The 25,873-nt window shown below is 74.9% G+C and carries 24 protein-coding genes; 13 read left to right on the top strand and 11 right to left on the bottom strand.

The window, feature by feature from the left end; genetic code table 11:
* Positions 1–4 precede the first annotated feature (4 nt).
* Positions 5–1,204 (top strand): PP2C family protein-serine/threonine phosphatase, encoded by a 1,200-nt coding sequence (locus ACZ7JZ_RS29220; protein WP_470944458.1) that lies wholly within the window; start codon positions 5–7, stop codon positions 1,202–1,204.
* A gap of 71 nt (positions 1,205–1,275) precedes the next feature.
* On the top strand, positions 1,276–2,529 hold the full coding sequence (locus ACZ7JZ_RS29215) for a phospholipase D-like domain-containing protein (RefSeq protein WP_470944457.1): 1,254 nt from the start codon (positions 1,276–1,278) through the stop codon (positions 2,527–2,529).
* Positions 2,530–2,586: 57 nt separating this feature from the next.
* On the opposite strand, the gene ACZ7JZ_RS29210 is transcribed toward ACZ7JZ_RS29215, so the two are convergent.
* Positions 2,587–3,243 (bottom strand): dihydrofolate reductase family protein, encoded by a 657-nt coding sequence (locus tag ACZ7JZ_RS29210; protein WP_470944456.1) that lies wholly within the window; start codon positions 3,241–3,243, stop codon positions 2,587–2,589.
* A gap of 178 nt (positions 3,244–3,421) precedes the next feature.
* Complete coding sequence (locus ACZ7JZ_RS29205) at positions 3,422–3,844, bottom strand: DUF350 domain-containing protein (protein ID WP_470944454.1); 423 nt, start codon at positions 3,842–3,844, stop codon at positions 3,422–3,424.
* A 346-nt stretch (positions 3,845–4,190) separates the two neighbouring features.
* Between ACZ7JZ_RS29205 and ACZ7JZ_RS29200 the strand changes: the two genes are divergently transcribed.
* From ACZ7JZ_RS29200 to ACZ7JZ_RS29170, 7 genes are all read left to right on the top strand, one after another.
* Positions 4,191–6,248: an alpha/beta fold hydrolase gene (locus ACZ7JZ_RS29200; protein ID WP_470944451.1), complete on the top strand. Its 2,058-nt coding sequence runs from the start codon at positions 4,191–4,193 to the stop codon at positions 6,246–6,248.
* A gap of 226 nt (positions 6,249–6,474) precedes the next feature.
* Complete coding sequence (locus ACZ7JZ_RS29195; protein WP_470944448.1) at positions 6,475–6,699, top strand: hypothetical protein; 225 nt, start codon at positions 6,475–6,477, stop codon at positions 6,697–6,699.
* Between the two features lie 171 nt (positions 6,700–6,870).
* The gene (locus ACZ7JZ_RS29190) at positions 6,871–8,145 is read left to right on the top strand and encodes a cobalamin-independent methionine synthase II family protein (RefSeq protein WP_470944445.1); all 1,275 of its coding nucleotides are present in this window, start codon (positions 6,871–6,873) and stop codon (positions 8,143–8,145) included.
* 58 nt (positions 8,146–8,203) lie between these two features.
* Positions 8,204–8,494 (top strand): hypothetical protein, encoded by a 291-nt coding sequence (locus ACZ7JZ_RS29185; protein ID WP_470944443.1) that lies wholly within the window; start codon positions 8,204–8,206, stop codon positions 8,492–8,494.
* A gap of 204 nt (positions 8,495–8,698) precedes the next feature.
* Positions 8,699–8,836 carry a hypothetical protein gene (locus ACZ7JZ_RS29180; RefSeq protein WP_470944441.1) on the top strand — a complete coding sequence of 46 codons (138 nt, stop codon included), beginning with the start codon at positions 8,699–8,701 and terminating at the stop codon, positions 8,834–8,836.
* Positions 8,833–11,019, top strand: a complete 2,187-nt coding sequence (locus ACZ7JZ_RS29175; protein ID WP_470944439.1) for an FUSC family protein — start codon at positions 8,833–8,835, stop codon at positions 11,017–11,019. The genes ACZ7JZ_RS29180 and ACZ7JZ_RS29175 overlap by 4 nt, the downstream gene beginning before the upstream one ends.
* A gap of 381 nt (positions 11,020–11,400) precedes the next feature.
* Positions 11,401–11,982: a snapalysin family zinc-dependent metalloprotease gene (locus ACZ7JZ_RS29170; protein ID WP_470944436.1), complete on the top strand. Its 582-nt coding sequence runs from the start codon at positions 11,401–11,403 to the stop codon at positions 11,980–11,982.
* Positions 11,983–11,999: 17 nt separating this feature from the next.
* On the opposite strand, the gene ACZ7JZ_RS29165 is transcribed toward ACZ7JZ_RS29170, so the two are convergent.
* From ACZ7JZ_RS29165 to ACZ7JZ_RS29150, 4 genes are all read right to left on the bottom strand, one after another.
* Positions 12,000–12,788, bottom strand: a complete 789-nt coding sequence (locus tag ACZ7JZ_RS29165) for a GNAT family N-acetyltransferase (protein ID WP_470944434.1) — start codon at positions 12,786–12,788, stop codon at positions 12,000–12,002.
* 114 nt (positions 12,789–12,902) lie between these two features.
* On the bottom strand, positions 12,903–13,580 hold the full coding sequence (locus ACZ7JZ_RS29160) for a hypothetical protein (protein ID WP_470944432.1): 678 nt from the start codon (positions 13,578–13,580) through the stop codon (positions 12,903–12,905).
* A 221-nt stretch (positions 13,581–13,801) separates the two neighbouring features.
* Positions 13,802–15,508 (bottom strand): carbohydrate binding domain-containing protein, encoded by a 1,707-nt coding sequence (locus ACZ7JZ_RS29155; RefSeq protein WP_470944430.1) that lies wholly within the window; start codon positions 15,506–15,508, stop codon positions 13,802–13,804.
* A 265-nt stretch (positions 15,509–15,773) separates the two neighbouring features.
* The gene (locus ACZ7JZ_RS29150; protein ID WP_470944428.1) at positions 15,774–16,379 is read right to left on the bottom strand and encodes a DUF1203 domain-containing protein; all 606 of its coding nucleotides are present in this window, start codon (positions 16,377–16,379) and stop codon (positions 15,774–15,776) included.
* 250 nt (positions 16,380–16,629) lie between these two features.
* Here ACZ7JZ_RS29150 and ACZ7JZ_RS29145 point away from each other — a divergent pair, with 250 nt between their 5' ends.
* Positions 16,630–17,049, top strand: coding sequence for a VOC family protein (locus tag ACZ7JZ_RS29145; protein ID WP_470944425.1), 420 nt, complete (start codon positions 16,630–16,632; stop codon positions 17,047–17,049).
* 124 nt (positions 17,050–17,173) lie between these two features.
* On the opposite strand, the gene ACZ7JZ_RS29140 is transcribed toward ACZ7JZ_RS29145, so the two are convergent.
* On the bottom strand, positions 17,174–18,118 hold the full coding sequence (locus ACZ7JZ_RS29140) for a hypothetical protein (protein ID WP_470944423.1): 945 nt from the start codon (positions 18,116–18,118) through the stop codon (positions 17,174–17,176).
* Between the two features lie 163 nt (positions 18,119–18,281).
* Here ACZ7JZ_RS29140 and ACZ7JZ_RS29135 point away from each other — a divergent pair, with 163 nt between their 5' ends.
* The gene (locus tag ACZ7JZ_RS29135; RefSeq protein WP_470944421.1) at positions 18,282–19,013 is read left to right on the top strand and encodes an SAVMC3_10250 family protein; all 732 of its coding nucleotides are present in this window, start codon (positions 18,282–18,284) and stop codon (positions 19,011–19,013) included.
* Between the two features lie 86 nt (positions 19,014–19,099).
* Here the strand turns inward: ACZ7JZ_RS29135 and ACZ7JZ_RS29130 are convergent, their stop codons facing one another.
* Positions 19,100–19,738 (bottom strand): PadR family transcriptional regulator, encoded by a 639-nt coding sequence (locus tag ACZ7JZ_RS29130; RefSeq protein WP_470944419.1) that lies wholly within the window; start codon positions 19,736–19,738, stop codon positions 19,100–19,102.
* 233 nt (positions 19,739–19,971) lie between these two features.
* Here ACZ7JZ_RS29130 and ACZ7JZ_RS29125 point away from each other — a divergent pair, with 233 nt between their 5' ends.
* Both ACZ7JZ_RS29125 and ACZ7JZ_RS29120 read left to right on the top strand, forming a co-directional pair.
* Complete coding sequence (locus tag ACZ7JZ_RS29125) at positions 19,972–20,604, top strand: DUF5701 family protein (RefSeq protein WP_470944493.1); 633 nt, start codon at positions 19,972–19,974, stop codon at positions 20,602–20,604.
* A gap of 78 nt (positions 20,605–20,682) precedes the next feature.
* The gene (locus ACZ7JZ_RS29120; protein WP_470944416.1) at positions 20,683–21,279 is read left to right on the top strand and encodes a dihydrofolate reductase family protein; all 597 of its coding nucleotides are present in this window, start codon (positions 20,683–20,685) and stop codon (positions 21,277–21,279) included.
* Between the two features lie 37 nt (positions 21,280–21,316).
* Here the strand turns inward: ACZ7JZ_RS29120 and ACZ7JZ_RS29115 are convergent, their stop codons facing one another.
* The 3 genes from ACZ7JZ_RS29115 to ACZ7JZ_RS29105 all read right to left on the bottom strand — a co-directional run bounded on the left by ACZ7JZ_RS29115 (position 21,317) and on the right by ACZ7JZ_RS29105 (position 25,736).
* Positions 21,317–22,717, bottom strand: a complete 1,401-nt coding sequence (locus tag ACZ7JZ_RS29115; RefSeq protein ID WP_470944490.1) for a vWA domain-containing protein — start codon at positions 22,715–22,717, stop codon at positions 21,317–21,319.
* Positions 22,718–22,815: 98 nt separating this feature from the next.
* A complete protein-coding gene (locus ACZ7JZ_RS29110; protein ID WP_470944413.1) occupies positions 22,816–24,117 on the bottom strand; it encodes an AAA family ATPase in 1,302 nt (433 codons plus the stop codon).
* Positions 24,118–24,269: 152 nt separating this feature from the next.
* Positions 24,270–25,736 carry a hypothetical protein gene (locus ACZ7JZ_RS29105; protein WP_470944411.1) on the bottom strand — a complete coding sequence of 489 codons (1,467 nt, stop codon included), beginning with the start codon at positions 25,734–25,736 and terminating at the stop codon, positions 24,270–24,272.
* Positions 25,737–25,873 lie beyond the last annotated feature (137 nt).

Genomic DNA, 25,873 nt, shown 5'->3' with positions numbered 1-25,873 from the left:
GCCGGTGACGGAAATCCTGCACGGCGGGGGCGAGACGGGCTGCGGGGAGGTGGCCCGCGCGCTGCGCGGCGCCGCTCCGCACGAGCTGTTCGAGGTGGTGCGGGCCATCCTGACCCGCGACCACGGGGCGGCCGGCGCCGAACTCCTGATGGCTGACTACGCCTGCACACTGCTCCAGCCCGTCACGGCCCTGCCGTTCACGGCCGGTTCCGTATCGGCGCGCACCAGCGCCGAGGGGCGGGCCTTCGCATCCCAGGAGCCGTACGCGGTGCCCGGTCCGGCCGGGACCACCGTGCACCTGCCCGTGACGGCGCGCGGCGACCGGCTCGGGGTCCTGAGCGTCCGCTTCCCGTCCGCCGTGCTGGTCCGCGGGCTCCTCGGCGGACTGCAGGACGTGGCCGACGCCCTGGCCCACGAGATCCTGGTGGCCGACCGCGACACCGACTTCTTCCTCCGGGCCCGCCGGGCCAGGAGGCTCACCCTGGCCGCCGAGATGCAGTGGCAGCTGCTCCCGGGGCGGTCCTGCTCCCGGCCGGAGTACGACCTCGGGGCCCAACTGGAGCCCGCGTACGCCGTCTTCGGCGACAGCTTCGACTGGTCGGCCTCCGCGGACGACCTGACCCTCACCGTCAACAACGGGATGGGCGAGGGCATCGACGCGGCCCTGCTGACCGGCCTCGCCGTCAGCGCCCTGCGCAACGCCAGGCGGGCCGGCCTGGGACTCGCCGACCAGGCGGCGCTGGCCGACCAGGCCCTGTACGGGCAGCACCAGGGGAGGCAGCACCTCGCGATGCTGCTGCTGCGCTTCGACCTGGACACCGGCGAGGCCGAGGTGATCGACGCGGGGTCCCCGCGGATCTGGCGGCTGCGCGGAGGCGTGGTGGAGCCGCTGGTACTCGAGGCGCAGCTTCCGCTCGGCATGTTCGAGGACACCGTCTACACCAGTCAGCGCTTTCGGGTGCTGCCCGGCGACCGGCTGTTCTTCCTCAGCGACGGTGTCTACGACGTCCTCTCCCCCGCCGGCGAGGCCTACGGTCTGCACGCCCTGGCCCGGGCCGTCGTGAACACGCGGCTGCTGCCCGCCCCCCTGGTGCCGCAAGCCCTGCTGGAGGAGCTGCCGGGGCACCGGGGCGGGACGGACGCGGCCGATGACGCGATGGTCGTCTGCCTCGACTGGCACGGCCGTCCGCCGGCGGGTGTTTGAGACGGCCGATCGGGGCCATACGAGCCTCGGACGATTCCGGCAGCCGCCGGCACAACCCCAGGAGGAGGGCCATGACCACCGCCGACACGGGTACCGGTCCCGCCGAGGGCGCGCAGGCCCGTGGAGGCGGCGCCGTCACCGCCCGGCCGTCCGGGGCGGACGCGACCGCGGAGGAGCGGATCCGGCGGATCCGCCGCCGGCTGGAGCGCCTCATCGGCATCGCCGCGACCGAGGGCAACTCCGTGCGCCCGCTGCGCAACGGTGACGAGATCTTCACCGCGATGCTCGAGGCGATCTCCTCCGCCCGGCACACCGTCGACATGATGACCTTCGTCTACTGGAAGGGCGACATCGCCCGCCGGTTCGCCGAGGCACTGGCCGAGCGGGCCCGCCGGGGCGTGCGCGTCCGGCTGCTCCTGGACGGCTTCGGCAGCCGCCTGATCGAGCGGGACCTGCTGGAGCGGATGAGCACGGCCGGGGTGGACGTCGCCTGGTTCCGCAGGCCCGTCTTCCTGTCCCCGCTCAAGCAGAACCACCGCTGCCACCGCAAGGTCCTCGTCGTGGACGAGCGGACCGCCTTCACGGGCGGTGTCGGCATCGCGGAGGAGTGGTGCGGCGATGCCCGCAACCCGCACGAGTGGCGCGATACGCACGTCGAGGTGCGCGGGCCCGCCGTCGACGGCATCGCCGCGGCGTTCGCCCAGAACTGGGCGGAGTGCCACCCCCACCTCTTCGACGACCGCGACCGCTTCGTGGACCACGAGCCCGCGGGCTCCGCCGTCGTGCAGGTCGTCCGCGGCTCGGCCGCCTTCGGCTGGCAGGACATGCAGACCCTGATGCGGGTGGTCCTGGAGTCCGCGCAGGAGCGGGTGCGCCTGGCGACCGCGTACTTCGCCCCGGACGACTACTTCGTCGGGCTGCTGTGCGCCACCGCCCGCCGGGGCGTCACCGTCGAGATCCTGCTGCCCGGCCCGCACACCGACAAGCGCGTGTGCCAACTGGCGGGCCAGTACCACTACGAGGAGCTCACCGCCGCCGGGGTGCGCATCCACCAGTACCAGCCCACGATGATGCACGCCAAGATCATGACGATGGACGGGGTGCTGTCCCTGGTCGGCTCGTCCAACTTCAACCGCCGGTCCCTCGACCACGACGAGGAGGTCATGCTGGCGGTGCTGGACCCGGCCGTCACCCGCACGCTGGACGGGCACTTCGACCGCGACCTGCGGGACAGCACGCGCATCGCCCCGGGGCGCTGGCGCCGCCGCTCCGCCCTCCAGCGGGCCCGGGAGCTCTCGATACGGCCGCTGCGCCGCTTCCTGTGAGCAGCGCTCCCCCGGTCCCGCGGCGTACGGGTACGGGGCCGGGGGGCGGTGCGGCGGCTACGCCGTGGCTTCGCGGCCGTCGAGGACCGTGAACTCGCCGGTGCCGGTGGTGCCCGTGGCCGTACGGCGGAGGGTGAGGACGACCGCCCCGGAGCCGCCGGGTACCACCTGGGATTCCGTGATGCGGTAGGCGGCCGGGACCGCGCCGTGGCCGAAGAGGCGCTTGCCGGAGCCGACGACGACGGGGAACTGGATCAGGCGGTGGACGTCGACCAGTCCGGCGTCGTGCAGGGTGCGGACGAGCTGCCAGCTCCCGTGCACCTGGAGCTCGCCGCCCGGCTGCTCCTTCAGGCGGCGCACCTGTTCCACGATGTCGTCGCCGCGCAGGACGGTGGTCTTGCCCCAGGCAGCGTCGGCATCGGTGAGGGTGTTGCTGACGACGTACTTGTGGCCGGTGTTCAAGGTGGTGGCCACGGGGTTGTCGGGGTCGGTCACCTGCGACCAGTACGAGCGCATCATGGCGAAGGTGGACCGCCCCAGCAGGAGGGCTTCGGCGCGGCCGAACCACTCGCCGACCGCGTCGAGCTGGCCCTCGGTGCTGTGCGGTACGAGCCAGCCGCCGCGGTCGAAGCCGCCGGAGGGGTCCTCCTCGAGCCCGCCGGGGCCCTGCATGACGCCGTCGAGGCTGACGAAGGTGTGAACGCTGAGTTCCATGGTTCTGCTTTCCGTGTCCGTGCGGCGGTACTGCCCCGCCGCCGTGGTCGTTCGCCACAAGGACGGGCGGGGGGCGGGAGATGTGACATGGGGCGGTGCCGCCGCTGGGCCGGAGCCGGAAATGCACGAAGGCGCCGCCCCCTCGGGGGCGGCGCCTTCGTGGGGCGCGGGGCGCGCGTCAGGCGATGGAGGCCGAGACGATGGCGGCGACGGCCAGGTTGCAGGAGGCGGTGACCCATACGGCGGGGTGCGGCTCCGGGTCGACCACTATGGCGCCGAGCTTGCCGGGGGTGACCAGGTCGAGCACGAGGAACGCAACAGCCATGAGGACCAGGCCGAGCAGTCCGAAGGCGGCGGTGGACGCGAGGCCCTTGCCGAAGTCGTCGTACGTGGTCCAGATCGAGGTGAAGACGATCCCGCCGATGCCGAGCAGGGCGGAGCTCAGCATGACGGCGGCGTTGCGGTTGCGCTCCTGCCAGATCTGCTTGGGCAGCTTCCCGGGGGTCAGGACGTCCACCAGCACGATGCCGAGGATCAGCAGCACCAGGCCGAGCGCTCCGTAGGCGCTGGTCCGGCCAAGTCCGTTGATGATGTCGCTCATTGTGAGGTGCGTCTCCATGGGGCCGAGGGGGGCGGGGGCTGGCCGAATCTATCGCATGGCCGGTGACCGGACCAGACGGAGGCGGGGGGTGCCTCGCCCGGCCTCCGGCGGGCCGACCGAGCGCCGACTGACACAATTCCGACGGATGGCTGCTGCGTTCGCCGACCAGTCTTGTTCCTGCCCGGCAGGAACGCAGCCGGGCACTCATGCTGTCGCCATCGAAGAGGTGTGGATATTGCGGTACTTGACCGTCCCGTCGATCGCAGTCGGAATCAGTGCTGTCGCCTCACTGATCACCCTGGCGGCCGTTCCCGCCGGTGCGGCCCCGGCCGCGGCGCCGGCGGGCGTGACGTGGCAGCCGTGCCGGGAGGCGGCGGACTGGAACCCCAAGGACAGCCGCAGTGAATGCGCGCTCGTTCCGGTTCCGCTGGACTACGCCGAGCCCGCGGGCCGGAAGATCAATATTGCGGTGAGCAGGATCAAGGCCACCGGGAAGCGGACCGGCGCCCTGTTCAGCAACCCCGGAGGGCCCGGATATCCCGGCACCCAGACCCCGTACGAACTGCTGAGCAGCCGGCTGGGGCCCCTGAACGACGGGTGGGACTTCATCGGCATAGACACCCGCGGGACGGGATACAGCGCCCAGATAGACTGCGCGACGCCCGATTCCCAGCGGGAGGGGGAGACCGAAAGGGAGGCGTTCGAGCGGCAGGCGGACGAGAAGCGCGCGTGCATAGCGAAGGACCGGCCGCTGGCGCTCTCCATCACCATGGAGAACGCGGCCCGGGACATGGACCGCGTCCGCCAGCTCCTGGGGTACCGCAAGATGAACTTCTACGGGAACTCCGGCGGCACCGCGCTGGGTGCGGTCTACCGCTCGATGTTCGACCACCGCGTGGACCGCATGTGGCTGGACTCGGTCATGTCCCCGGTCGGGCAGAACGCGGCCGTGAACGCAAGTCTGGCGCAGTCCCACGCCGAATACCGGCGGTTCATCGCCTGGCTGGCCACGAAGAATGAAGCCTACGGATTCGGGAATTCGCCCGAGAAGGTCGAATCCGCGCTCAGGGCCCTGCAGGAGAAGATGGGCCGTTCGGCCTTCGCACCCAACCTCGATACCGGACTGGAAGGCATCCTGAGCCAGTGGGAGCGGTCCGCCGCAAAGCTGGCGGAGCTTCGGAAGGACGGCGCGGGAGGGGCGGCCGGGCAGAAGGAAAAGGCCGGGAAGTCCTTCGGGTTCGGGGACAAGGGGCAGAACTACGGTTTCACCCATGACGCCTTCATGTGCAATGCGAGTGCCGACGGGCGGACGTATTCCGATCTCCTCAGGATGCGGAAGGAGCGGCAGGCGAAGTACCCGTTCGCCTCGGACTTCGACGACCAGCCCCTCGTGTACTGCGCCGGCTGGCCGGCGGGCACGCCGTGGGACCTGAAGCCCGGAAAGAGCCGGCTCCAGCTGTCCGGCCACAAGTTCGAGATCGTCACGCCCTACGCGTGGACGAAAATGATGCACCAGCGGATCGGGGGATCCCTGCTGACCGTCATGGACGCCTCGCACTCCTCCATGAAGACCCTGGCACTCGCCTGCGGATCCAAGGTGGTCGACTTCTTCCGGGACGGCAAGGCCGCGAACGGCAGCTGCCCCGGCATCCCCAGCAACCCGGCACCCGCCGGCAATCTCGCGGGCACCGTGAAGCTCTCCAACTGCTCTGCTTCCCTGGTCCGCCCGCGCACCGCCCGCGACGAGGACAAGGCGCTGCTGCTGACCAACGGGCACTGCTACCCGGGGGCGCGGCCGAAGCCCGGTGAGGTGGTCACCGACAAGGGCGCCGGGAGCGCGCCCGTGGAGGGCACCGTGCTGAGCCCGGCGGGCCGTGAACTCGGCCCGGTGACGGGACGGGTCGTCTACGCGACGATGACCGGGACCGACGTCATGCTGGCCCAGCTGGACTCCACGTACGCGGACATCCGGCGGAAGTACAAGGCGGAGGCGCTGCTGCTGGCGCCGTCCGGTCCCGTCCCGGGGCAGGAGATCGAGGTGGCGTCCAGCTTCCTGGAGGGTGTCTGGTCGTGCCGGGCCGAGGCCGTGGTGCCGACGCTCAAGGAGGGCCCGTACACGTCGCGTGACGCGATCCGGTACGCCAAGGAGTGCAGCACGCAGCCCGGAAGCTCCGGTTCCCCCGTCGTCGACGCCCGGACCCGGGAGCTCGTCGCGGTGAACAGCACCAGCAACCGCGACGGCAGGGAGTGCGAGCTCAACAACCCGTGCGAGGTCGGCGCGGAGGGCACCGCGGTCCACCGGGGACGCGGATACGCCACGCAGACCGCACCGGTCGCCGGATGCATCGGAACCGGCAACGCCGTGGACCTCGGGCGCCGGGACTGCACCCTGCCCAAGCCCTGACCCCGCAGCCTCCCGACCCCCGGTACGAGTCCCGCCCGCGGCCTCTCCGAGTGAGCGCGCCCGAGTCGTCCCGCCCCCCATAGGCGGGGCGCCGGGCGCTCTCGCACGCCCCCGACCGGACCTCTCCCTTCCGGGTTGCACGGTGATCTTGGGTGGCCGATGCTGTCGCCCTCCGTCGCTGCCCATGCGGTCGACGGGCCGTCAATACCTCCGGGGACAAGTAAAAATGACCGACCATCAGGTATCAGAGCCGCGTCGCCGCACCGTCCTGGGCGCCGCCGCGGCAGGCGCAGCCGCCGCGCTCGGGGCGGCCGGCAGCGCGCACGCGGCCGGCGCCGGCCGCGGCGCCGGACGGGCCCTGCCCGGCCAGGCCGCCGTCGACCGGGCGATCGGCGTGGGTGTGCGCGCCATGGCGGGCTGGCTCGCGGAGCGCACCGCGCACCGGGGCTGAGAGGAACCACGCCCCGGCCGTATGAAGATCAGCCAGGAATCTGGTGGTCCCAGCCAGTTCTTCATACCAGGGGGTGAAAGCCAACTCCGCTGCCACTTCCTTCAGTTGCCCTGTCGCGTTCCCGTTGCGACCCCCGGCACGGGGGTCTTTCGGATCTCTGCGAAGGAGCAGATGGCTGTGGGTACGTTCAACGAGGGGAAGCCGGTTCGAGCCGGTGGCGGCAGCGGCCGGCGCGGGTTCCTGAAGTCCGCCGGGTACGCCGCCGTAGCGGCGGCCGGGGCCGGGGCGGTCGTCGGCGGGGTCGGGGCGGGCGGGGTCGCGGCGCAGGCGCGGCCCGGGGTGCCCGGCCGCAGCCGCGGCCGGGTCTCCCTGCCGACCGAGCCGATCGGCAGCATCCCGCGCCCGGCGCACCTGATCCAGGCGAACCAGGACTACGCCAAGGGGCGGATCGGGCTGCGGGAGCTCGATCAGCACCGCGAGCGCGCGTTACGCGACACGATCGAGAAGTTCATCGCGACCGGCTCGCCGGTCATCACCGACGGCGAGCAGAGCAAGCCGAGCTTCGCCACGTACCCCGTGGCGGGGCTGAGGCTGAACCCTGGCGGGCAGGTCGTGCCGTTCGCGGACGGGCACACCCGCCAGCTGCCCCTGCTGACCCAACCGGACTTCCGGTACCAGGCGCACGCCGGCGACTACCTGAAGAAGACCCGCGAGGTGCTGCGGACGATCCGGTCGATGACCGACCTGCCCGTGAAGCAGGCCGTGATCGCGCCGTCGATGCTGAGCATGTTCTACCCGCCGCTGGGCATCAGCGGATACTCGAAGGAGGAGTTCCACGACGACCTCGTGAACGAGGCCGAGGCGGACCTGCGCGGCTGCCTCGACGGGGGCGCCCACAAGGTCCAGATGGACTTCACCGAGGGCCGCGTCTCCTTCAAGCTCGACCCGGACGGCGGGATGCTGCGCCGCTTCATCGCCCTCAACAACGAGGTACTGGACCGCTTCTCCCCCGAGGAGCGGCAGCGCATCGGCGTGCACACCTGCCCCGGCGGGGACCAGGACTCCACGCACAGCGCGGACGTCGACTACAAGAAGTTCCTGCCGCGCTTCTTCGACCTGCACGCGGGCAACTTCTACCTCCAGATGTCCAGCGAGCCCGACCGCCGCAGCGTGCTGGCCCTCGTACGGGACCACCTCAAGCCCAACCAGCGGGTGTTCATCGGGGTGACCGATCCGATCAACCCGCGGGTCGAGACCCCCCAGGAGGTGCGCGACCGGGTGCTGGAGGCCGCGGAGTTCATCCCGCTGAAGCAGCTCGGCACCTGCGACGACTGCGGGTTCGCACCGTTCTCCGACGACAAGTCGACGCCCCGGGACACCGCGTTCGCGAAGATCCGGGCCAGGGTCGAGGGGACCCGGCTTGCGGAGCAGTACCTCGGGTCGTAGCCGTTCCGCAGGAACCCTCGTCCACCCACCCGTAGCACTGAGAGAACAGGCACTTCCCATGCACAGGCTCCACAAGGCCGGCGCCACCGGCGTCCTCGTGGCCGGACTGGCCCTCGCCCTCGCCCCGACGGCCTCGGCGGCCCCGGCGGGCACCGAGTCCTTCCTGACGAGCCCCGCCGCCTCCGACACCGTCCTGACCGGTCCGGCCGGCGCGGCCGCCCTGGGCGGCGGGCTGGTCGGCGGCATCGTCGACGCGCAGGGCGAGACCCTCGGCGCGGCGGTCAAGCAGACCGCGGCCGGCGTGCCCGCCGTACTGCCCCTCCTGACGGAGCCGGTCCGCAACCCGTAGGCGTACCGGACCAGGGGTGCCGGCGGGGTCGCCCGACCCCGCCGGCACCCGCTGGCACCCGTATCGGGGGCGTGCCACGATGGGAGGGCCCGATCGCGTGCGCCCGGGTCCGACCGGCCCGGTGGGCACTCCGGCGGTCCGGGCGACCCGTCCTCCGCGATGCGTGCCGACGGATCAGCGCACCTGGCCAGGCGAGGTGGAGTGATGAACGGCCCGTCCCTGCTGGACGCCGACGACGGCCACCCCGGCGGCACCCTCCTCCAGGGCAGGCTGCCCGAGCCGCGGTCCCGCACCGACGGACTGCCGCCGGCCCTGCCGGTCGTCGACCCCCCGAAGCAGTGACCGGACCCGCGGTGCCCGACGCGTACGTGCGGGCGGCGCGCGGGGCGCTGCGGGTCGCTCTGGCGGCCGGGGCGGGGTTCTACCTCTTCCTGTACGGGTTCGGGCAGAGCGTCTCCGCCACGTACGCGCTGTTCACGGCCGTCGCGCTCGCCGGGCTCTCGCGGATCCCCGGTACGGGCCGGCAGCGGGCGCAGGCGCTGGTGCGCCTGGTGCCGGCGGTCTGGCTGCTCATCGCGGCGGGCACGTTCCTCGCCGTGCGGACCTGGAGCGCGGTGGCCGGGATGCTGGTCATCGGCTTCGCGCTGGCCTTCGTCGCGGTGGGCGGGCCGCGGCCGGCGGGCGCCGCGCCCGGCCTGCAGCTGATGTACATCCTGCCGTCCTTCCCGCCCTACGCCCCCGGGACGCTGGGTGAGCGGCTGGCCGGGGCGACCGCCGGGCTGGTCCTGCTGATCGCCGCCGAGGCCTGGCTGCTGCCCGATCCCCCGACCGTCCCCTACCGGGAGCTCGCCGCCCGCGCGGCGCTCACCGCCGAGCGCTGCGCGCGGGACCTGGCCGGGGCCCCGGGCGGGCTGTCCGCGGCCGTCCGGGAGGCGGCGGCCGCCGCGGGCGAGGCGCTGCGGCCCTCGCTGGTCCCGGAGGCGGAGCGGCCCGCGGGTCCGGGCGTGCGTTCGCGGGCGCTGGCGCACACCGGGCTGGCCGCGCGCACGCTGGTCAACCGGCTGCTGCGGCTGCCCGCGGCGCCGCCGGGCGGGGATCCCGCCGCCGACGGGCCGGGCCTGCTGGACGCCGTAGCGCGGTCCGCGGCGGGCACGGCGGACAGGCTGCGGGGCGCGGGGGGCCGGGACGGGGGGCACCGGGGCGCGGAGGGCGCCGGCGGGGACGGCGGTGACTCCGATACGGCACGGGCCCGCGCGCTGCTGGCCGCCGCTCCCGCCGGTGGGGTGCCCACGCGCGCGCTGCGCCGCCGGGCGGCCCTGATCGAGCTGGCCGATGCCGCGCTGGCGCTGTCCTACGCGTCGAGGCTGGCGGTGCGGGGCCGGGCGGCGGCCGCCGAGGTGCCCCCGCACCGGTTCTCGTACGCCTCCCAGCGGGCCCCGGAGCTGTGGTGGCGGCGCCTGGTCGGGCACGCGGGCAGCCGCTCGGTGTTCTTCCAGAACGCCGTCCGCATCAGCCTGGCTCTCGCCGCCGCCCGGGCCGTGGCGGGCGTGGCCACCCTCCCCCACGGCTTCTGGGCGCTGCTCGCGACCCTGAGCCTGACCCGCACGACGGTGGCCGCGACACGCACCAGCGTCCGCCAGGCCCTGACCGGGACGCTGATCGGCGCCCTGGTCACCGCCGGGGTGCTGGCGCTCGTCGGAACGGACACGGCCGTGTACGCGGTCGTGATGCTGCCCCTGCTGCTGGTCACCTTCACGGTGGGGCCGGTCAAGGGCGTCGGCTGGGCGCAGGCGATGTTCGCCCTCGTGGTGGCCCTCGTCTTCGCGCAGCTGGCGCCCGCGACCTGGGAGCTGGCCGAAGTCCGGCTGGTGGACGTGCTGATCGGCAGCGTCATCGGCGCGGTCTTCGGTCTGCTGGCCTGGCCGCGCGGGGCGCAGGACGAGGTGCGGCGCTCGTGCGCGGCGATGCTGCGCGCCGGAGCCGAGACGGTGGTCGCCACCACCGTGGCCCTGGCGTCCGGTGCCGGCCGTACGGCCGCCCAGGACGACCGCGCGGGGTACGGGGCGCTGCACCACTGGATCGTCCTGGCCGAGTCGGCCTTCGCCCAGCTGCAGAGCGAGCCTGCGCGCGAAGGGGCGCCGAAGCGCGACTGGCAGGCGGTGCTGCTGACCGGGCACCACGTCCTCTGGGGCCTGGAGCGGGCCCTCGCTCCCCCGGCGGCGCCTGCCGGATCCGGCGGCCCCGCGGAAGGGGGCGCGGCCCTGGCCGTGACCCGGCTCGGGGACCGGGTCGCGGGCCGGATGCTGCTGCTGTCCGCCCTGCTCGACCCCCTGGGCGGCGCTCCGCCGCCCCCGCTCGGGCTCGCCCGCCACGAGGTCTGGGCGGCGGTCCGCCACGACGGACCGGAGGAGGACACCGGCGGCTTCTACGCGGCCGATGCCTGGCTGCGGTCGCTGCTGCTCGACTTGGAGCGGGTGGCGGAGGGGCCGCCGGAGGCCGCGGCCGGGGAGGCTGCGGGGGCATAGGGTCCCGACCCGCTCGCTTCGGCTTCGGATTCCGGCCGCGTGCCACCTGGCCACCGGCCGCCGGAAGGCCAGTACCCGCTCAATGCCCCCGGCTGGGTGGGGAAGTGGACCGGGGTGGGCTGCTGCCACTTCCAAGTCCCATGCCTGCTCAGCGGGTTGGCGTGCCCCGGTAGTGCCCGCTGACCGGGCAGCGGCCTGACTGGGGGTGGGAATTGGCTGGCAGGTGCATGACGGTTTCGGGGGGTGCGGGGCTACGTTCTTAGGGCTTCGAGGGGCGGCCGGACGGGTGTCCGGGCCATCGGTCGGTGGTGGCGGCTCCCCTCCTGCGCCCCGGCTCCACCCCACGGGCCGGGTCCCCCCCACCTGTGAAGGAGCACGACCATGCCCCTGCGTACCTGGCTGAAGGCCGGAACCTCCGCCGCCGCGCTGGTCCTGGCCGCGGCGACCGCGGCGACCGCTGCGCCCGCGCCCGCGGCGGTACCGGACGCCGCCGCTGCGGTGGTGACGCTTCGTTACGACGACAGCCGGGCCGGCGGCTGGGAGGCGGCCATCGCGGCCGGGGTGGCCTCGTGGAACGCGAGCGTCAGCAACGTACGGCTGGTGGAGGCCGCGCCGGGCGTGCGGGCCGAGATCGTCATCGTGGCCACCACCGGCTGGCCGCAGGCCACCCTCGGGCCGGTGCGCCCGGGGCGGCAGGTGCGGGTCGAACTCGGCTCCCAGGCCGTGGCCCAGGGGTACGACAAGACGCGGATCGCGGCGCACGAGCTGGGCCACAGCCTGGGCCTGCCGGACACCAAGCCGGGGCCGTGCAGCCAGCTGATGTCCGGTTCCAGCGCCGGGACGGCCTGCACCAACGCCGTGCCGAACGCCACGGAGCGCTCGCGCGTGCAGTCGGCCTACGCGAACGGGCTCGTCGCCGCGGTGCCGGCCGGCGGCAGCAGGGTCCTGGTCGACGCCCCCTGACGCGGGCGGCCCCGCCCTCAGGGCAGGGCCGTGTACGTGGCCTCGGTGAACTCCGTGACACCGGAGAAGCCGAGGCGGCGGTAGAGGGCCAGGGCAGTGGCGTTGTCGGAGCGGACGTTCAGGCCGACGTGGTCGGTGGTGGCGGAGAGGCGGCGGCAGAGCTCGGCCACGCAGGCCGCGCCGGCCCCTCGGCCCCGGTGGCCGGGGTCCGTGGCGACGTTCCCGAGGGCCGCGACCCGGTACACCGCCGAGTAGACGTGGACGCCCGCCACGGCGACCAGCCGGTCCCCGTGCCGGGCGCCCACGTACTGCCCGGTGTCGAGCATCCGGGGGTCGAACCAGTTGCCCGGGTAGGCCCGCCCGAAGAGGTCCAGGAGCTCCGGCAGGTCCTCCCGGCCCAGCGGTGCGGGCCGCCACGGGCCGTTCGGGTGCCCGGCGGCGCGCTGCGGTTCGGTCAACTCCATGCGCAGCAGGGCGCCGTGGGGCCGGATCCCGTACGCGGACTCCAGCACCTTGCCCGCGGCGCCGGTCAGGTGGCCGAAGAAGCGCCGGGGCAGGACGGGCAGCAGCGCCTCGGCCAGCCGCTCCAGTTCGGCGGCCTGTCCGGGGCGGGAGAAGGCGAGGAGGGTCGGGATCTCACCGACCGCGTAGAGCAGGGCGACGGGGCCGTCGTCGGAGAGCGTGTACCAGGCGGTGTACGGCCACAACAGGTCGTCGAGGTCGCCGAGTTCCATCAGGTGCATCGCGGGGTCCCGGCCGAAGCGGTCGGCGAGGGCGGATCGGTCGTGCAGGCTGCGCAGCGTCACCCGCACAGGCTACGGCGGCCTCCGCCGCGGCCGGCGGCGGCTCCAGGGCCGCTGCGGGGTTCCTGTAGGCGGGCGCGCACCCGCCGCGGGCGCGCTAGCCGCCGCGGCCCGGGCTCAGCCCAGGACCGGCTGCTCCTCTTCGTGGAGCGTCACCGGAATGCCGTCGAGGGCGGCGGACAGTCTGGCGCGCAGCTCCGCGGACGCGGCGCCCCGGGCGGAGGTGCCGACGTCCAGTCCTGAGGAGTCCGCGGAGGGCGCCACGGAGTGCAGGGGGAAGCCGAAGCGGTTGCCTTCGCTCAGGTCCATGAGGCGGTCGGTGTGCGCGACCAGCTCGCGCAGGGCGTAGCGGCTCGTGTAGAGGTCGGCGCGCGTCGTGTCCGCCTCCGGGTCCAGCCGGGCCGCCTCGGCGATCAGTGCCCGTCCCCGGGCCGGGTCCGTCACGCACAGGGCCACCCGGCCGGCGGGGTGGTCGTTGATGAGCGTCCCGTACACATCGGCGTACGCGCCTTCCCCGAGGCGGCCGATGGCCTCCGAGAGCCGGGTGGCCTCCGGGGTGTTGGCGGGGGTGCCCTCGATCACCGTCGGGGCCGGGGCGTCGCGCCAGGCCTGCGGCGGCGGGCAGGGGTTCCCGGCCGCACGGGCCGGGCCGTCGGCCGCGGGTGCGGCGCTCTGCCGGTGGGCGGTGGGCGGCTGCGCGCTCACCGGTCCGCCGCAGGCGGCCGTGGCCGCGAGCAGGGCGGCGGCCAGGGCCGTACGGGCGGCCAGGCTGCGGGGTCTGTCGGGCGTACGCATCTCTCGGTCCCCCTGTCTGCGGGCTCCCGGGTGGGTGCCGTGGGCATCGGACGCGGGCGCCCTGGTTGCGGTTCCTGTGCGGTACGAGCGGAACAGCCTTATGGGGGGCCGTGTTGTCGGTCGTGGTCTCCGCCCTGCCCGGTAGGGGTGGAGGGCGGCGGCTGCCCCGGTCGGGGCAGCCGCCTCGGTGACTGATGTGTGCGTGCGGGTGGTGCGGTGCGTCAGCGGCCCTGGAGGGACTTGACGTTGTCGCCGAAGCCCCAGCCCTTCGAGCCGTCCCAGTTGAGGGACCAGGTCATCAGGCCCTTGAGGGAGCCGCCGAAGGCGTTCCAGGACTGGGAGACGAGGCTCGGGCCCATGTGGCCTCCGCCTGCGCCGGGTTGGGCCGGGAGGCCGGGGACCTGCTTGTCGTAGGGCACCTTGATGGTGGTGCCCTGGATGACCAGGCCGTTGTTGAGGCAGGTGGTCTGGGCGGTGAAGCCCTGGACGGTTCCGGCGGAGTACGAGTCGCCGGAGCAGCCGTACATGCTGCCGTTGTAGTACTGCATGTTCAGCCACCACAGCCGGCCGTTGTCGGCGTACTTCTTGATGATCGGCAGGTACGAGCCCCAGATCGAGCCGTAGGTGACGCTGCCGCCCGTGACGTACGCCGTCTCGGGGGCCATGGTCAGGCCGAAGCCCGCGGGCATCTGGGCCAGGACGCCGTCGATGATGCGGATCAGGTTGGACTGCGACGGGGAAAGGGTGTTGATGTTGCCGCTGCCGGTCAGGCCCGTCTCGATGTCGATGTCGATCCCGTCGAAGTTGTACTTCTTCAGGAGGGGGACGACGGTGGCGACGAACCGGTCGGCGACCGTGCTGGAGCTGAGGTCGATGCCCGCGGTGGCGCCGCCGATCGACATGAGGATCGTCGCTCCCGCCGCCTTCGCCCGGCACATCTCGGCGGGGGTGGCGACCTTGACGGTGGAGTCCATGCCGTCCTGCCACAGGACGGTGCCGTCGGAGAGGATCACCGGGAAGGCCGCGTTGATGACGTTGTAGCCGTGCGCGGCGATGCGGCTGTCCGTGATGGGGATCCACCCCATGCCCGGGTGGACTCCGTTGGCCGCGCCGTCCCAGTTCTCCCAGTAGCCCTGGAGGACCTTGCCCGAGGGCTTGGGCTTCGTCGGGCAGGTCTCGCCGGGGGGCTGGCTGGTGGGCGGCTGCGAGGTGGGGGGCTGGCTGGTCGGGGGCGGGCTGGTCGGCGGCTCGGAGGTCGGGGGCTGGCTGGTGGGGGGCGGACTCGTCGGGGGCGGGGTGGTGCCGCCGCCCGGGCCGGTCAGCGATACGTCGTCCGCGTGGTAGGCGGGCTGGCCGTACCAGCCGTGCACGTAGACGGTGACGGAGGTGGTGCCCGGGCCGGTGGTGAAGCTGACGGTGAGCGGGGCGTACGAGGCGCTGTTCGGGGTCCAGGTGGACGTGGTGCCGGTGATGCCGGTCCCGGTGGCCCCGAGGTAGACGTAGCTGCCCTGGACGTGTGCGGTCAGGGTGTACGCGGAGTTGGGCTGGACGCTGACGGTCTGGGAGCAGCGGGCGTTGTCCTGGCCGGACGGGACGGCCTTGAGGGCGGAAGTGCCGGACCGGACAGGGGTGTTGACCGTCGAACCGGAGCCGCCCGCGCAGGTCCAGCCGGAAAGCCCGCTCTCGAAGCCCGGGTTGGCGACCAGGTTGGCGGCCGTCTCGGCCGTGGTGGCGGCGCCGGCCGTGACGGATCCGGCCACGGCCGTCCCGGTGGCGATGACGGCTACGGCGCTCAGGGCGGCGAGGGCGCGCCGCAGGGGCGGCGATCCGTTCGGGGTGCGGCCGGCCGCGGGTCCGTTTACTCCGGGCGCGGCGGCGGACGTGTCGCCGGACGTGGGCAGCGGGGGGCGTCGCCTTCGACGGAACATGCGGTGCTCCCTTCCCGCCGAACGCCATGGCCATGACAGGGCGTGGGGGGCGTGACGCCCGGCTCTGGATGAATGCGGACAGGTGGGGCTGTGCCGGTCCGGATCGTAGGAGCGTGCGGGAGCGCGGGTCAATAGGTCTGGACCAAAGGGAGGGCGGCGGGTGCGGGCGGTGGCGGGGCGGGTGCACGGGCGGGCGGCGGGTCCCGCGCCTGCCCGGCCCGCCCCCGCGCCCCGCCCCGCCCCGCCCCGCCCCGCCACCGTGGGGCTACGCGTGCGGGGGCGCCACAGTGCCGGCCGGGAGGCCCCTCACCTCGTACAGGAAGCAGCCGTACTCGACCGCGCGGACGTGCGCGAGGACCACGCCGGGGTGCGCGAAGGCCTCTCCCAGGGCACGGTCCATCGCGGCCTGCGCCCCAGCGGGGTCCTGCGGGAGGCGGACGAGCGTGCCGCCCGCGATGGCCCCCCGGGCGTCGTAGCGGCGTACGACCCGCTGGGCGCCGGTCTCCGCGAAGGGGTGGCCGGTGGCCGGATCCGGGCCCTCGCACGGTCCGGCGTGGACGAACACCGGGCCCACCTCGTCGTACGCGCCCGGTGCGGCGCCCGTGAGCGCCGCCCACCGCCGCAGCGGCGCGTACGACACCAGGGCGACGTCCGCCTCCTCGCCCGCGCGGCCGCGGCGCAGGCAGCAGCGCAGCGGGGCGCCCTGGGCGTCCTGCACGCCGGGGCGCGGGACCGCGCCCGCGTCGTCGCGTACGCGGAGCTCCCGGAGGACGGCGGGAGGGATGGCGGTGGGCCGGTGCGTCGGGGTGGTGGGCGCGGCCGCGGCCGTCGCCGCTGCTGCCGCCGGGCCGGGTGTCGCTGTCGTGGTCATGGCCCCAGCCTGCGGGCTCGGTGCTGCTCGTGCTGGCGGAAATCCGACGGTGAGGCCGGGGTGCGGAGGGGACCGCGCTCGGCGGGTGCGGGTTCGTGTGCGGGCGGCGCGTGGTCCTCGGGGTGGAGGGTGCGGCCCTGTGCGAAGGCTGTGGCGGTCCGGCCGCCCCGGCCCCCGCCCTCCTGACGCAGAGGCGTGACCGCCGGGTGGCAGAATGGCGGGCCGGGGTGGGGGTTTCCAGGAGGAACACATGCGGCAGCGGCTGAACATGATCCTGCTCGGCGTGCGCGACGTCGCCGAGACGGTCGCCTTCTACGAGGCGCTGGGGTGGCGGAGGTCCGCGGCGGGTTCGGAGGAGTTCGCCCTCTTCGAACTGGGCGGGATCGCGGTCGCGTTCCAGTCCCGTACGGCCTTCGCGGCCGACGCCCGGATGCCCGACCGGGAGCCCGGCGGCTTCGCCGGATTCGCCCTCGCGTACGTGGCCCGCAGCGCCGAGGAGGTGTACGGGGTCATGGCCCGGGCCGCCGAGCTGGGAGCCGAGGTCACGCGGCCCGCGGGCCCCAACCCCTGGGGGCACAGCGGGTACTTCACCGATCCGGACGGCCACCTCTTCGAAGTGCTGTACGAGGACGGCTGGATCTTCGACGAGCACGACGACCTGGTGCTCTGACACGCTGGTTCCGTCCGGTGGCCGCCGGGGACCGCGGCCGGTGGCGCGGTTCAGCCGCGGAGGAAGGCCTCCGCGGCCGCGGCCGACAGGGCGGCCCGTCGTGCGCTCGTACCGCTGCCGGCCGTCACCGGGCCCTCCTCAGGTCGCCCACGGCCGCGTCCTGCTCATCCTGCACGGACGGCCGGTTGCGGGCGGGTACGCCGTCCCGTCCGGCCGTCGCCGGACCGGGCGGTGTCCCGCGCTGCCGCGTCCGCCTGCCGGACCGTAGGCGGGTGAGGACGGTCTGGAGGCCCAGCGAGGCGGCCGTGGCAGTCCCGAAGGCGGTGGCGGTGCCCAGCGGTTCGATCAGGACGGCCACCAGGTAGCAGAAGGCCGCGAAGCCCCACATGCCGCGCAGGACCCCGGTCAGGGTGGCGGTGGCGACGTCCGGGCCGGACTGGGCCAGGGCGAAGGCGGCCACGACGCTGGTGGCGATCGGGAAGGGGGCGAGGAGGCCGGTGAGGTCGGGTCCGAGGCGGGCGGCTGCGGTGGTCACGGCCGCGACCAGGAGGGCGGTGGCCGCGGCGCGGGCGGGGAGGTCCCACCAGGGGGGCCGGGGGCCCGGCGCTCCGCGGCGCGGGGCCGTCGGGGTGGGCCCGGCGGTTCGGGTGGGCGCCGCGGCGTGGAGCAGGGACAGGGCCTTCGCGGCGCCGGCCGTGGCGGCGAGCGCCACGACGAGGGCGGTGGCGGGTGGGGCGGGCGGGAGGGTGAGGGCGAGGTCCGCGGCCAGGCAGACGAGCCAGGCGAGCAGCAGGACGGCCGTCCAGTGGCCGCAGCGGCGGGTCCGGGCCAGGAGGGCGAACGCGACGGCGAAGACCGCGAGCGACACCAGGCCGAGGAGGGAGGCAGATGCCGCGCGGGCGGCGAAGGCGGGGCCGTGCTCCAGGGCGGCGATCAGGAGGATGGGGCCGGCGACGATGGGCAGGGCGACCAGGGTGCCGGCCAGCGTCGGCCCCCAACGGCGTCCGGCCAGGGTGGAGGCGACGACGAGGGCTGGGGCGAGGAGCAGCTTCAGTATGAGGACCGACATCCGGCGCATCCTCGCACGGCCCCGGGGATCTTCCTGCCGGATTTCCCGCCGGTGCCGTCGGGAGCGGTGGCAGGATGGGCGGTGCAGGGCGCAGTGGGCGGGCCGACAGGGGGTCGGCGTGGTGGCGGGCGGGCTCGGGCCCGCTGCGGATCCGGGGGGTCTCGTGCGGGAACTGCTGTACCTGTCGGAGGGCAAGCTGGCCCAGTTCGCGGCGGTGGGCGGGCGGGCTCCGCGGGCCGGGGCGCTGCGGCTGACCACGCCCGTCGGGGGTATCGACGTGGACGCGCCGGCTGCGGACGAAGAGCGCGGCCGGCTGCGGCGGTTGGAGCGCGTGGACCGGCATCTGCGTGAGTCCGCACGGTGGTTCGGCGAGGCGGATCTGCGGCCCGGCCAGTGGGTCGAGTTCGAGGCCCCGTTGGTCTGCGTCACGCTGGCCGGGTCCCACGGGGACCTCGTGCTGTTCGCCGATTCCGACCCGGGCGGGGATCCTGCGGGCGACGGGCGGGCGGGCTGCCGGGTGCTGATGCACGGGTCGGTGCGGCATCTGGTCGGGTACGCGCCCGTGGCCGTGGAGGGGCCGCCGCTGGAGCGGGGAGGCGGGGACAGCTACGGGGGCGTCTTCCTCACCCGGGCCGGTCAGGTGGTCTCGGCCCTCGAGGCGATGAACGGGCCCGCAGCGGAGCCGGATCCGGATCCTGAGCACGGCGGAGGGGTCGGGCGGGCGGGGGCCGTCTCCGTACTCGGCGCGATCGACCGCAGTCCGGCCTGGGAGGGTACGGCCGTGTGGTGCCGGGGGCTTGCGCGGGTGACGGTCCTGCTGGCCCCGCGCCACGGCGGGCCGCCCCTCCTGGTGGCCAGCCCGCTGACCGTGGAGGTGGCGGCCGACCTGCCGTGACCGCGCCGCCACGGAGCGCGGGGACGGGAAGGACGGAAAGGGCGCGAAGGACTGGCCGGCAGGGGACGGGCCGGACCCGTACCGCCTCAGCCGCCGTCCTCCGTGCGGGGGCCCGCCGAGCAGGTCGGCGGGGCGCCGTCCGGCAGGATGCCGACGAAGGGCTCGCCCTCCCCCGCGAAGGTGTACGCGCCGCCCTCGATCCGCTCGATCAGGCCCCGGGTCCACCGGGCCTCGCTGTCGGCCGAGTGCACCCACATGTTCATGATCTCGCCGATGTGCCCGAGCTGGGCGGGCCCGTCCTCGGGCACGTAGTACTCGGTCACCGAGGCCCGCCACTGCCGGACCCCCTCGATCCGCTCCTCCAGGAGGGCGACGGCCTCGGCCCGCGGCAGGTCGACGATGAAGCCGATGCCGGCCGACAGGACGTCCCGCTTCTGGTCGTACGAGGTCAGGGAGCGGCGCAGGAGGGCGAGGTACTCCGCGGTGCCGCGGTCGGTGACCTCGTACTCGACGCGGGGCGGGCCGCCCGCGGTGCTCGGGGCGACCTCGTGGGCCAGCAGGAGGCCCTCCTTCGCCATCTGCTTCAGGGCGTGGTAGACCGAGCCCGGCTGGGCGTGCGACCACTCGTGGGCGCCCCAGGACTCGAGGTCGTTGCGCACCTGGTACCCGTGCGCCCGCCCGTGCTGGCGGACCGCTCCGAGGACCAGAAGCCGGATCGCCGACATGGGCGCTCCCCTTTCAGGACGTCTTCGCCAGCTCTGACGACTCCGCAGAGCTTAGTACCGTACACATCTATTCAAGTTTGACTACTCTGGGGGCGGGGGACAACCCCACCCGGGCCCGACCGCCCCCGCAACCGTCCACGATCCGAGGGAGTACCGTGCCCATCCCCGCCTCCGAGCCCACGGCCGACACCGACACCGCCCCCGGCGGCAGCGGGACCGCGAGCGCCCCGCAGCTGCCGGCTCCGCCGCCGCTCGCCGCGCAGGCGGAGCGCCTGATCGAGCTCGGCGTGCCCGCCGTCGCAGGGATCCCCGCCGAGGAGTTCCGCGCCTTCGCCGAGCGGCACGGCGGGCCCGACGGCGAGGGCGTGCTGCTCGCCGTCCATCCCGGCCGGGCGCCCGCGTCCGTCCTCGCGCCGCTGCTGCGCCGCGCGGACAAGCCCGGGTTCGTCGTACTCGACATGACCGACGTCGACCAGTTCGCCCCGTACGGGGTGGAGCTGCCGGACGCCCCGCTGTACCTCGTCGCGGGGCCCGACCGCGGGGACCGCATGGCGAACTGGAGCCCCGAGGAGGCCCTGCCCGCGCTCGCCCGCGAGGGGCGCTCCCCGATGGTGCTCACGGAGGGCATCCACTGGCTGCTCCAGCAGCCGTCCGTACTGGACCGCAACCACTGCTTCATGACCATCGGTTCGCGGCTGCGCAAGCCCAACGGGTCCTACGACGCCCGGACTCCGGCGATCTGGATCAGCAACGGCACCGGACGCGACGGCCGCGAGCGGCGCGAGGCGCCCAAGGTCGGCTGGTGCTGGTGGAACAACCGGCACACCTGGCTCGGCTTCGGCTCCGCCACGGGGCGCAGCGCGTAGCCCGTCCCCCTGCCCGGCAGGGCACGCCGTAGGGTGACATGACGTTGCATCACCTCCCTTTCGAAAGGCTCCATTTTCTTGCGCAAGCTCACCTACTTCGTCGCCGCGACCCTGGACGGGTTCATCGCCGGCCCCGACGGCGCCGACCCCACCGGGCCGGACGGCTTCTGGCCCGTGACGGCCGACTACGTCGAGCACCTGGTGGCCGAGTACCCGGAGACGCTGCCGGTGCACGCCCGGCAGGCCCTGTCCGTCACGGCGCCGGGCACCCGCTTCGACACGGTCCTCGAAGGCCGGCGCACCTACGAGATCGGCCTGGCCGCCGGGATCGCCAACGCCTACCCCCACCTGCGCCACCTGGTGTTCTCCCGGACCCTGACCGAGTGCCCCGACCCGGGGGTCGAGCTCGTCTCCGGCGATCCCGCGGCCACCGTGCGGGAGCTCAAGCAGCAGGAGGGCAAGGGCATCTGGCTGATCGGCGGCGGGGAGCTGGCGGGCGCCCTGTACTCCGAGATCGACACGCTCGTCCTCAAGCTCGCGCCGCTGACCGTCGGAAGCGGGATCCCGCTCTTCTCCCGCGGCGCCGCGTTCGACCCGGCGTCGTGGACCCTGGAGGGGCAGACCGTACTCGAGTCGGGTGCCGTCTTCCTCACGTACGCCCGCGCCGCCGGCTGAGGCCGGGCACCCGCCCGGGCCCGCGGCGCGCCCCCGGTCAGCCGAGGCGGACGACGCGGGCCCAGGCGGGCGGGGCCTCGGGGGCGTAGTCCGGATCGGACTCGTTCACGCGCCGGGGCGGGCGGGGGAAGAGGCCGACGACCGTGCGGCAGGACGGCTGCGCGGACGGCCACGGGGTCTGACCGTCCGTCAGAGCGACGACCACGTCCGGGCGGGGCCGGGAGCGCAGGGCCCTGGCGAAGCCGGAGCGCAGGTCCGTCCCCCCGCCGCCGACGAGTTCGAGGTTCTCGGCGCGGCACAGCGGTACGGCGACCCCGGCGGCCGCGTCGCAGGAGACGACCGAGACGAGGTCGCGGCGGCCGCCCACCGCCCTTGAGATCGCGGCCACTTCGAGCAGCGCGGTGCCCAGTTCGGCGTCGCTCACCGACCCGGAGGTGTCGATCACGACGCACACCCGGGGCGGCATCCGGCGCAGGCTGGGCAGGACCACTCCGGGGAGCCCGGCCGAGCGGCGGGACGGGCGCCGGTAGCTGTGGTCCTCCCCCGCCCCGGGCCCGCCCGCGGCCGCCCGCACCGCGGCGCCGAGCAGCTGCCGCCAGGGCTGGGGCGGGTGGAAGGCCTCGTCCGCCCAGCGCCGCCACCCCTCCGGGGCGTCCCCGGGACGCCCGGTGATCGCCTCCGCCACCCGGAAGCGCACGGCGTCCCGCTGCTGGCGGCTGAGGCCGTGCGCCCCCTCGGGGCCCAGGTCCCAGGGCCGGGGGTGCCCGTCGGCCCCGCTGCCGCAGTCCAGCCAGGCCAGCCGGGGGCTGCGGCCGGCCATCGAGAACCTCCGCAGGTACTCCTCCATCAGCAGCCCGTCGGGCAGTCCCAGCACGGCGGGGAGCACGGCCCCGGCGGGCCTGGGGAGCCCGGCGGCCGGGGCGCCCGCGGCTCCGGCGTGGTTGTCGTCCGGGGCTCCGCACGCGGCGTTGCGGGTGCGGTCGGCTGCGGCGCCGTGGAAGGCACCGGGGACTTCTCCGGGGACGTCGTCGTAGATGTCGTCGTTGATCTCGAAGTCCGCCGCGATGTTCTGGCGCATCCGCAGGCCGGGCCCGTGGTCCCCGTGATCGCGTGCGTAGCGGGCGCCGCGCCCGTGGTGGTCGCGCAGCAGGTGCGACACCTCGTGCACCCAGACCCCGGCCAGCTCCTCCAGCGGGGTGCGGGCCACGAAGGAGGGGGACACGTAGCAGCGCCAGTGGGCGTCCACCGCCATGGTGGGCACCGACCGGTCCTCCACGACGTGCAGCGCGAAGAGCGCGCCGGCGAGATACGGGCGGACCCGGACCGCGTGCAGGCGGGCGGCGAGGAGCTTCTCCCAGTCGAGGGGGACGGGGGGTGCGGCCCCGGGGCCGCCGGGCAGCGGAGCACGTACGGGGCGGGGGGCCGGGGGCGGGGCCATCGGGCGCGGCAGGGGGCGGCCCTGAGCGGGGCGGACCGGTGCGGGGCGGACCGGTGCGGGGCGGACCGGTGCGGGGCGCTCCGGCGTCGACGGACCCGTCATCGGCGTCCGCCGTCCGTGTTCAGCTCGGCCGCGGCGGCGACCGTCCGGGCCACCGAGTCCTCCGCGCGGCGCGCGAGTCCGACGACCTCGGCCAGGCGCTCCACGGACCCGGGTACCTCCCAGCCGTCGCGCCGCAGGGCCGCCAGGGCCTTCGCGGGGCCGACGAGCAGGTCCGGCGCACCGGTTTCGAGGGCCCTGACCAGCACGGCCCAGGCCGCGTCCCAGCGGTCGCGCTCGGGCCGCGCCCCGACGGCGGCCACCACCGCCTCCAGGGCCGCCTGGCGCAGGTCGCCCCGCTCCGGCAGTTCGGCGGCGGCCGGGTCGGCGAGCAGCAGGTCCGGGTCGGGCAGTTCCATCCGGTCGATGTGGGCGAGGAGTTCGAGGCCGGGGCCGTCGCCGACGGCGCCGCGGACGAGCAGGGCCAGCACGTCCCGCGAGGCCTCCGCCGCGGTGCCGAAGGCCAGCAGGGTCATCGCGGCCTCCCAGCTGCGGGGGGACGGCCAGGCGCCGCCGCGCCGCGTCTCGGTGGTCGGCAGCCGGTGGATGAGCGTCGGCCGGGCGCCGAGGAACCCGCAGACCACGCGGCGGGCGAAGGCCACGGCCCCCGGCAGCGCCTCCGGCTCCAGCCGGGGCAGTTCGGCGCGGGGCCAGACCCCGCCGAGGCCGCGGACCACGACGTCGCGGTCGTGCACCCAGTACAGGTGGACGAAGCGGTTGGCCAGCGGCGGGCTCAGCTCCCAGCCGTCGGCGGCCGAGGCGCGCGGGTTGGCTGCGGCCACGATCCTCACGCCGGACGGGAGTTGCAGGGCTCCGACCCTGCGCTCCAGGACCACGCGGAGGAGGGCGGCCTGGACGGCCGGGGTGGCGGTGGACAGTTCGTCCAGGAAGAGCAGGCCGCGCCCTGCGCGGACGAGTTCCACGGCCCACTGCGGCGGGGCCATGGGCACCCCGTTCACCGCGGGGTCCTCCCCCAGCACGGGCAGCCCGGAGAAGTCGGTCGGCTCGTGGACGCTGGCGATCACGGTGGTCAGGGGCAGGTCGAGGGAGGCCGCCAGCTGGGTCAGCGCGGCGGTCTTGCCGATGCCCGGTTCTCCCCAGAGGAGTACGGGCAGGTCGGCGGCGACGGCCAGGGTGAGCGCCTCCAGCTGCTCGTCGGGGCGGGGTTCGGTGGTGGTCGTCCGCAGGAGGGCCAGGAGGTCCTCCGCGAGGGCCAGTTGGGCGGGCTCGGCGGGGTGGGACCGGAGGGCGGTGCGGCCGGGCTCGGCGGGCGGGGCGGGCGGGGCGGTGCAGGAAGTCATGGGAGTCACCTGGGGGTTCGGGGACGGCAGGGTCCGTCCTGAGGGAGGCGGCGCCTTGCGGCGCGTGCGCCACGCAGCGGCGCGGCGGGAGGGCGCGCGTCGGAGGTAAGTGCCTTACGCGCGGGCGGGTTTCGGAACGCGAAGGCGCGCGGTCAGTCGATCAGGCCGGTACGGGGCCGGGTGCGGCTGCCGCGCTTGCTGAAGAGGTCCGGGGGCTGGCGCCGGCCGGGCCGGGGCCGACGGCCGGGGCCCGGTGCCGCATGGGCGGCGGGATGCTCGCGTACCAGGCCGGCGCGGAAGATGCGGAAGATCCCGTGGTCGAGACGGCCCGCGACGGCCGCTTGGAGGGCGTCCCTCAGGGGTCCTTCGCGGAGCCGCGCGCCGGGGCCGAGCAGCCCTTCGACCACAGCGAGGGCTCCGGCCACATCGCCGTGGCCCAGGCGTTCGCGGACCGCGGGCAGCGCCTCGGGGCTGCGGTGCACCGCGTCGATGGCCCGCAGGCAGGGCAGGCCGGGGCCGCCGAGCGCCATGAGGAGCTCTTCGCGGCGGAGTTGGGCGGGTTCGTGGTCGACCGCGGCCAGGGCGCCGCCGACGAGGGCGATGCGGTGGACCGCTCCGTTGCAGTCGACCCGGTGCGGGTCTGCGGCGCTCGCGGGGGCCGGATCTGCCCGCCGGTCCGCGCAACTGCCGTCCGGGAAGATGCCGTCCAGGCGGGCGGTGGTGAGGGCCTGGGCGACCAGGGGGTGCAGCTGGTCGGCCCGTATGAGGCCGGCCCGCAGCAGTTCGAGGTCGGGGAGCGGCCGTGCCGCGGCCTCCGGGAGCAGGGGCAGCGCCGCGGTCTCGTGCGGTGGCGGCGGCTTCCGCACCGGCCGCAGGGCCGGTGCGTGGCTGCCGTCGGGCGCGTGGAGTTCGAGTACGGCGCGGCTGCGGGGCCCGAGGCGTACGGCGAAGGCACCGTACGGGCGCCCTTCGGCCCTCAGGAGGAGTTCCGCCTCGGCGGTCCAGTGGGCGGGCGGGTGGCGTTCGGCTCCGGGGCCGGGGGTCCCGTCGGGCCCCACTGGCCCGTCGGGCACCACCGGGCCGCAGCGCAGGGCGAGTTCGGCGGTGCGGGCGGAGTCCCAGAGGTGGCGGTGCAGGTCGAGCCGGAAGCGGCGGTCGGGGTGGGGGTGCGGATGGTGCGCGGGGGCGCCGCCCCGGGACTCCTCCCAGAGTGCCAGCGACATCCGCTGGCCGGCGTCCGCCCAGGCGGGTGGTGTCCGCACCACCAGCAGGGGCGCCGGGTCGGCCGGGCCGCCGCCGTAGCGGGCGAGGGCGAGGGTGAGGCCGGCGCGCAGCCGCCCGTCGGGGGCGGTCCGCGGCATGTGCCAGCGCAGCAGGTCCGGCGCGAGTCGGCGCAGGTCGATGCGGAGGCGGGTGGCGAGTTCGGTGCCGTGGCGGTTGCGTACGGCGCGCAGATCGAGGTCGACGTCGATGCGGGCGGCCGCGCAGGCCCCCGCCCAGTCACCGGCCGCGCGGCGCGCGGCGGCGGTCTCGATCATGGACGGTGGCACGGCGTACGCCCGTACGCGCTGCCACATCAGCAGGCGGGTGGGAATCGCTTCCGCGAAGTGAGCTGCCATCAGCACTCACCTTGCGCGGACGATTCCCCCAATCCGGAAGAGGAATAGGTCTTCATCGCCCGCATCATAAGCAGCTCCCGGATGATCTGTCAGCCGTGTTTCCCGCGGCCGGCGCGGGGCCGGGGCGGCCGGGACCG

The sequence above is a fragment of the Streptomyces sp. NPDC038213 genome (assembly GCF_055600495.1).
Note: the sequence above shows the minus strand (reverse complement) of the source record. Positions and strands in the feature narration are given on the sequence as shown.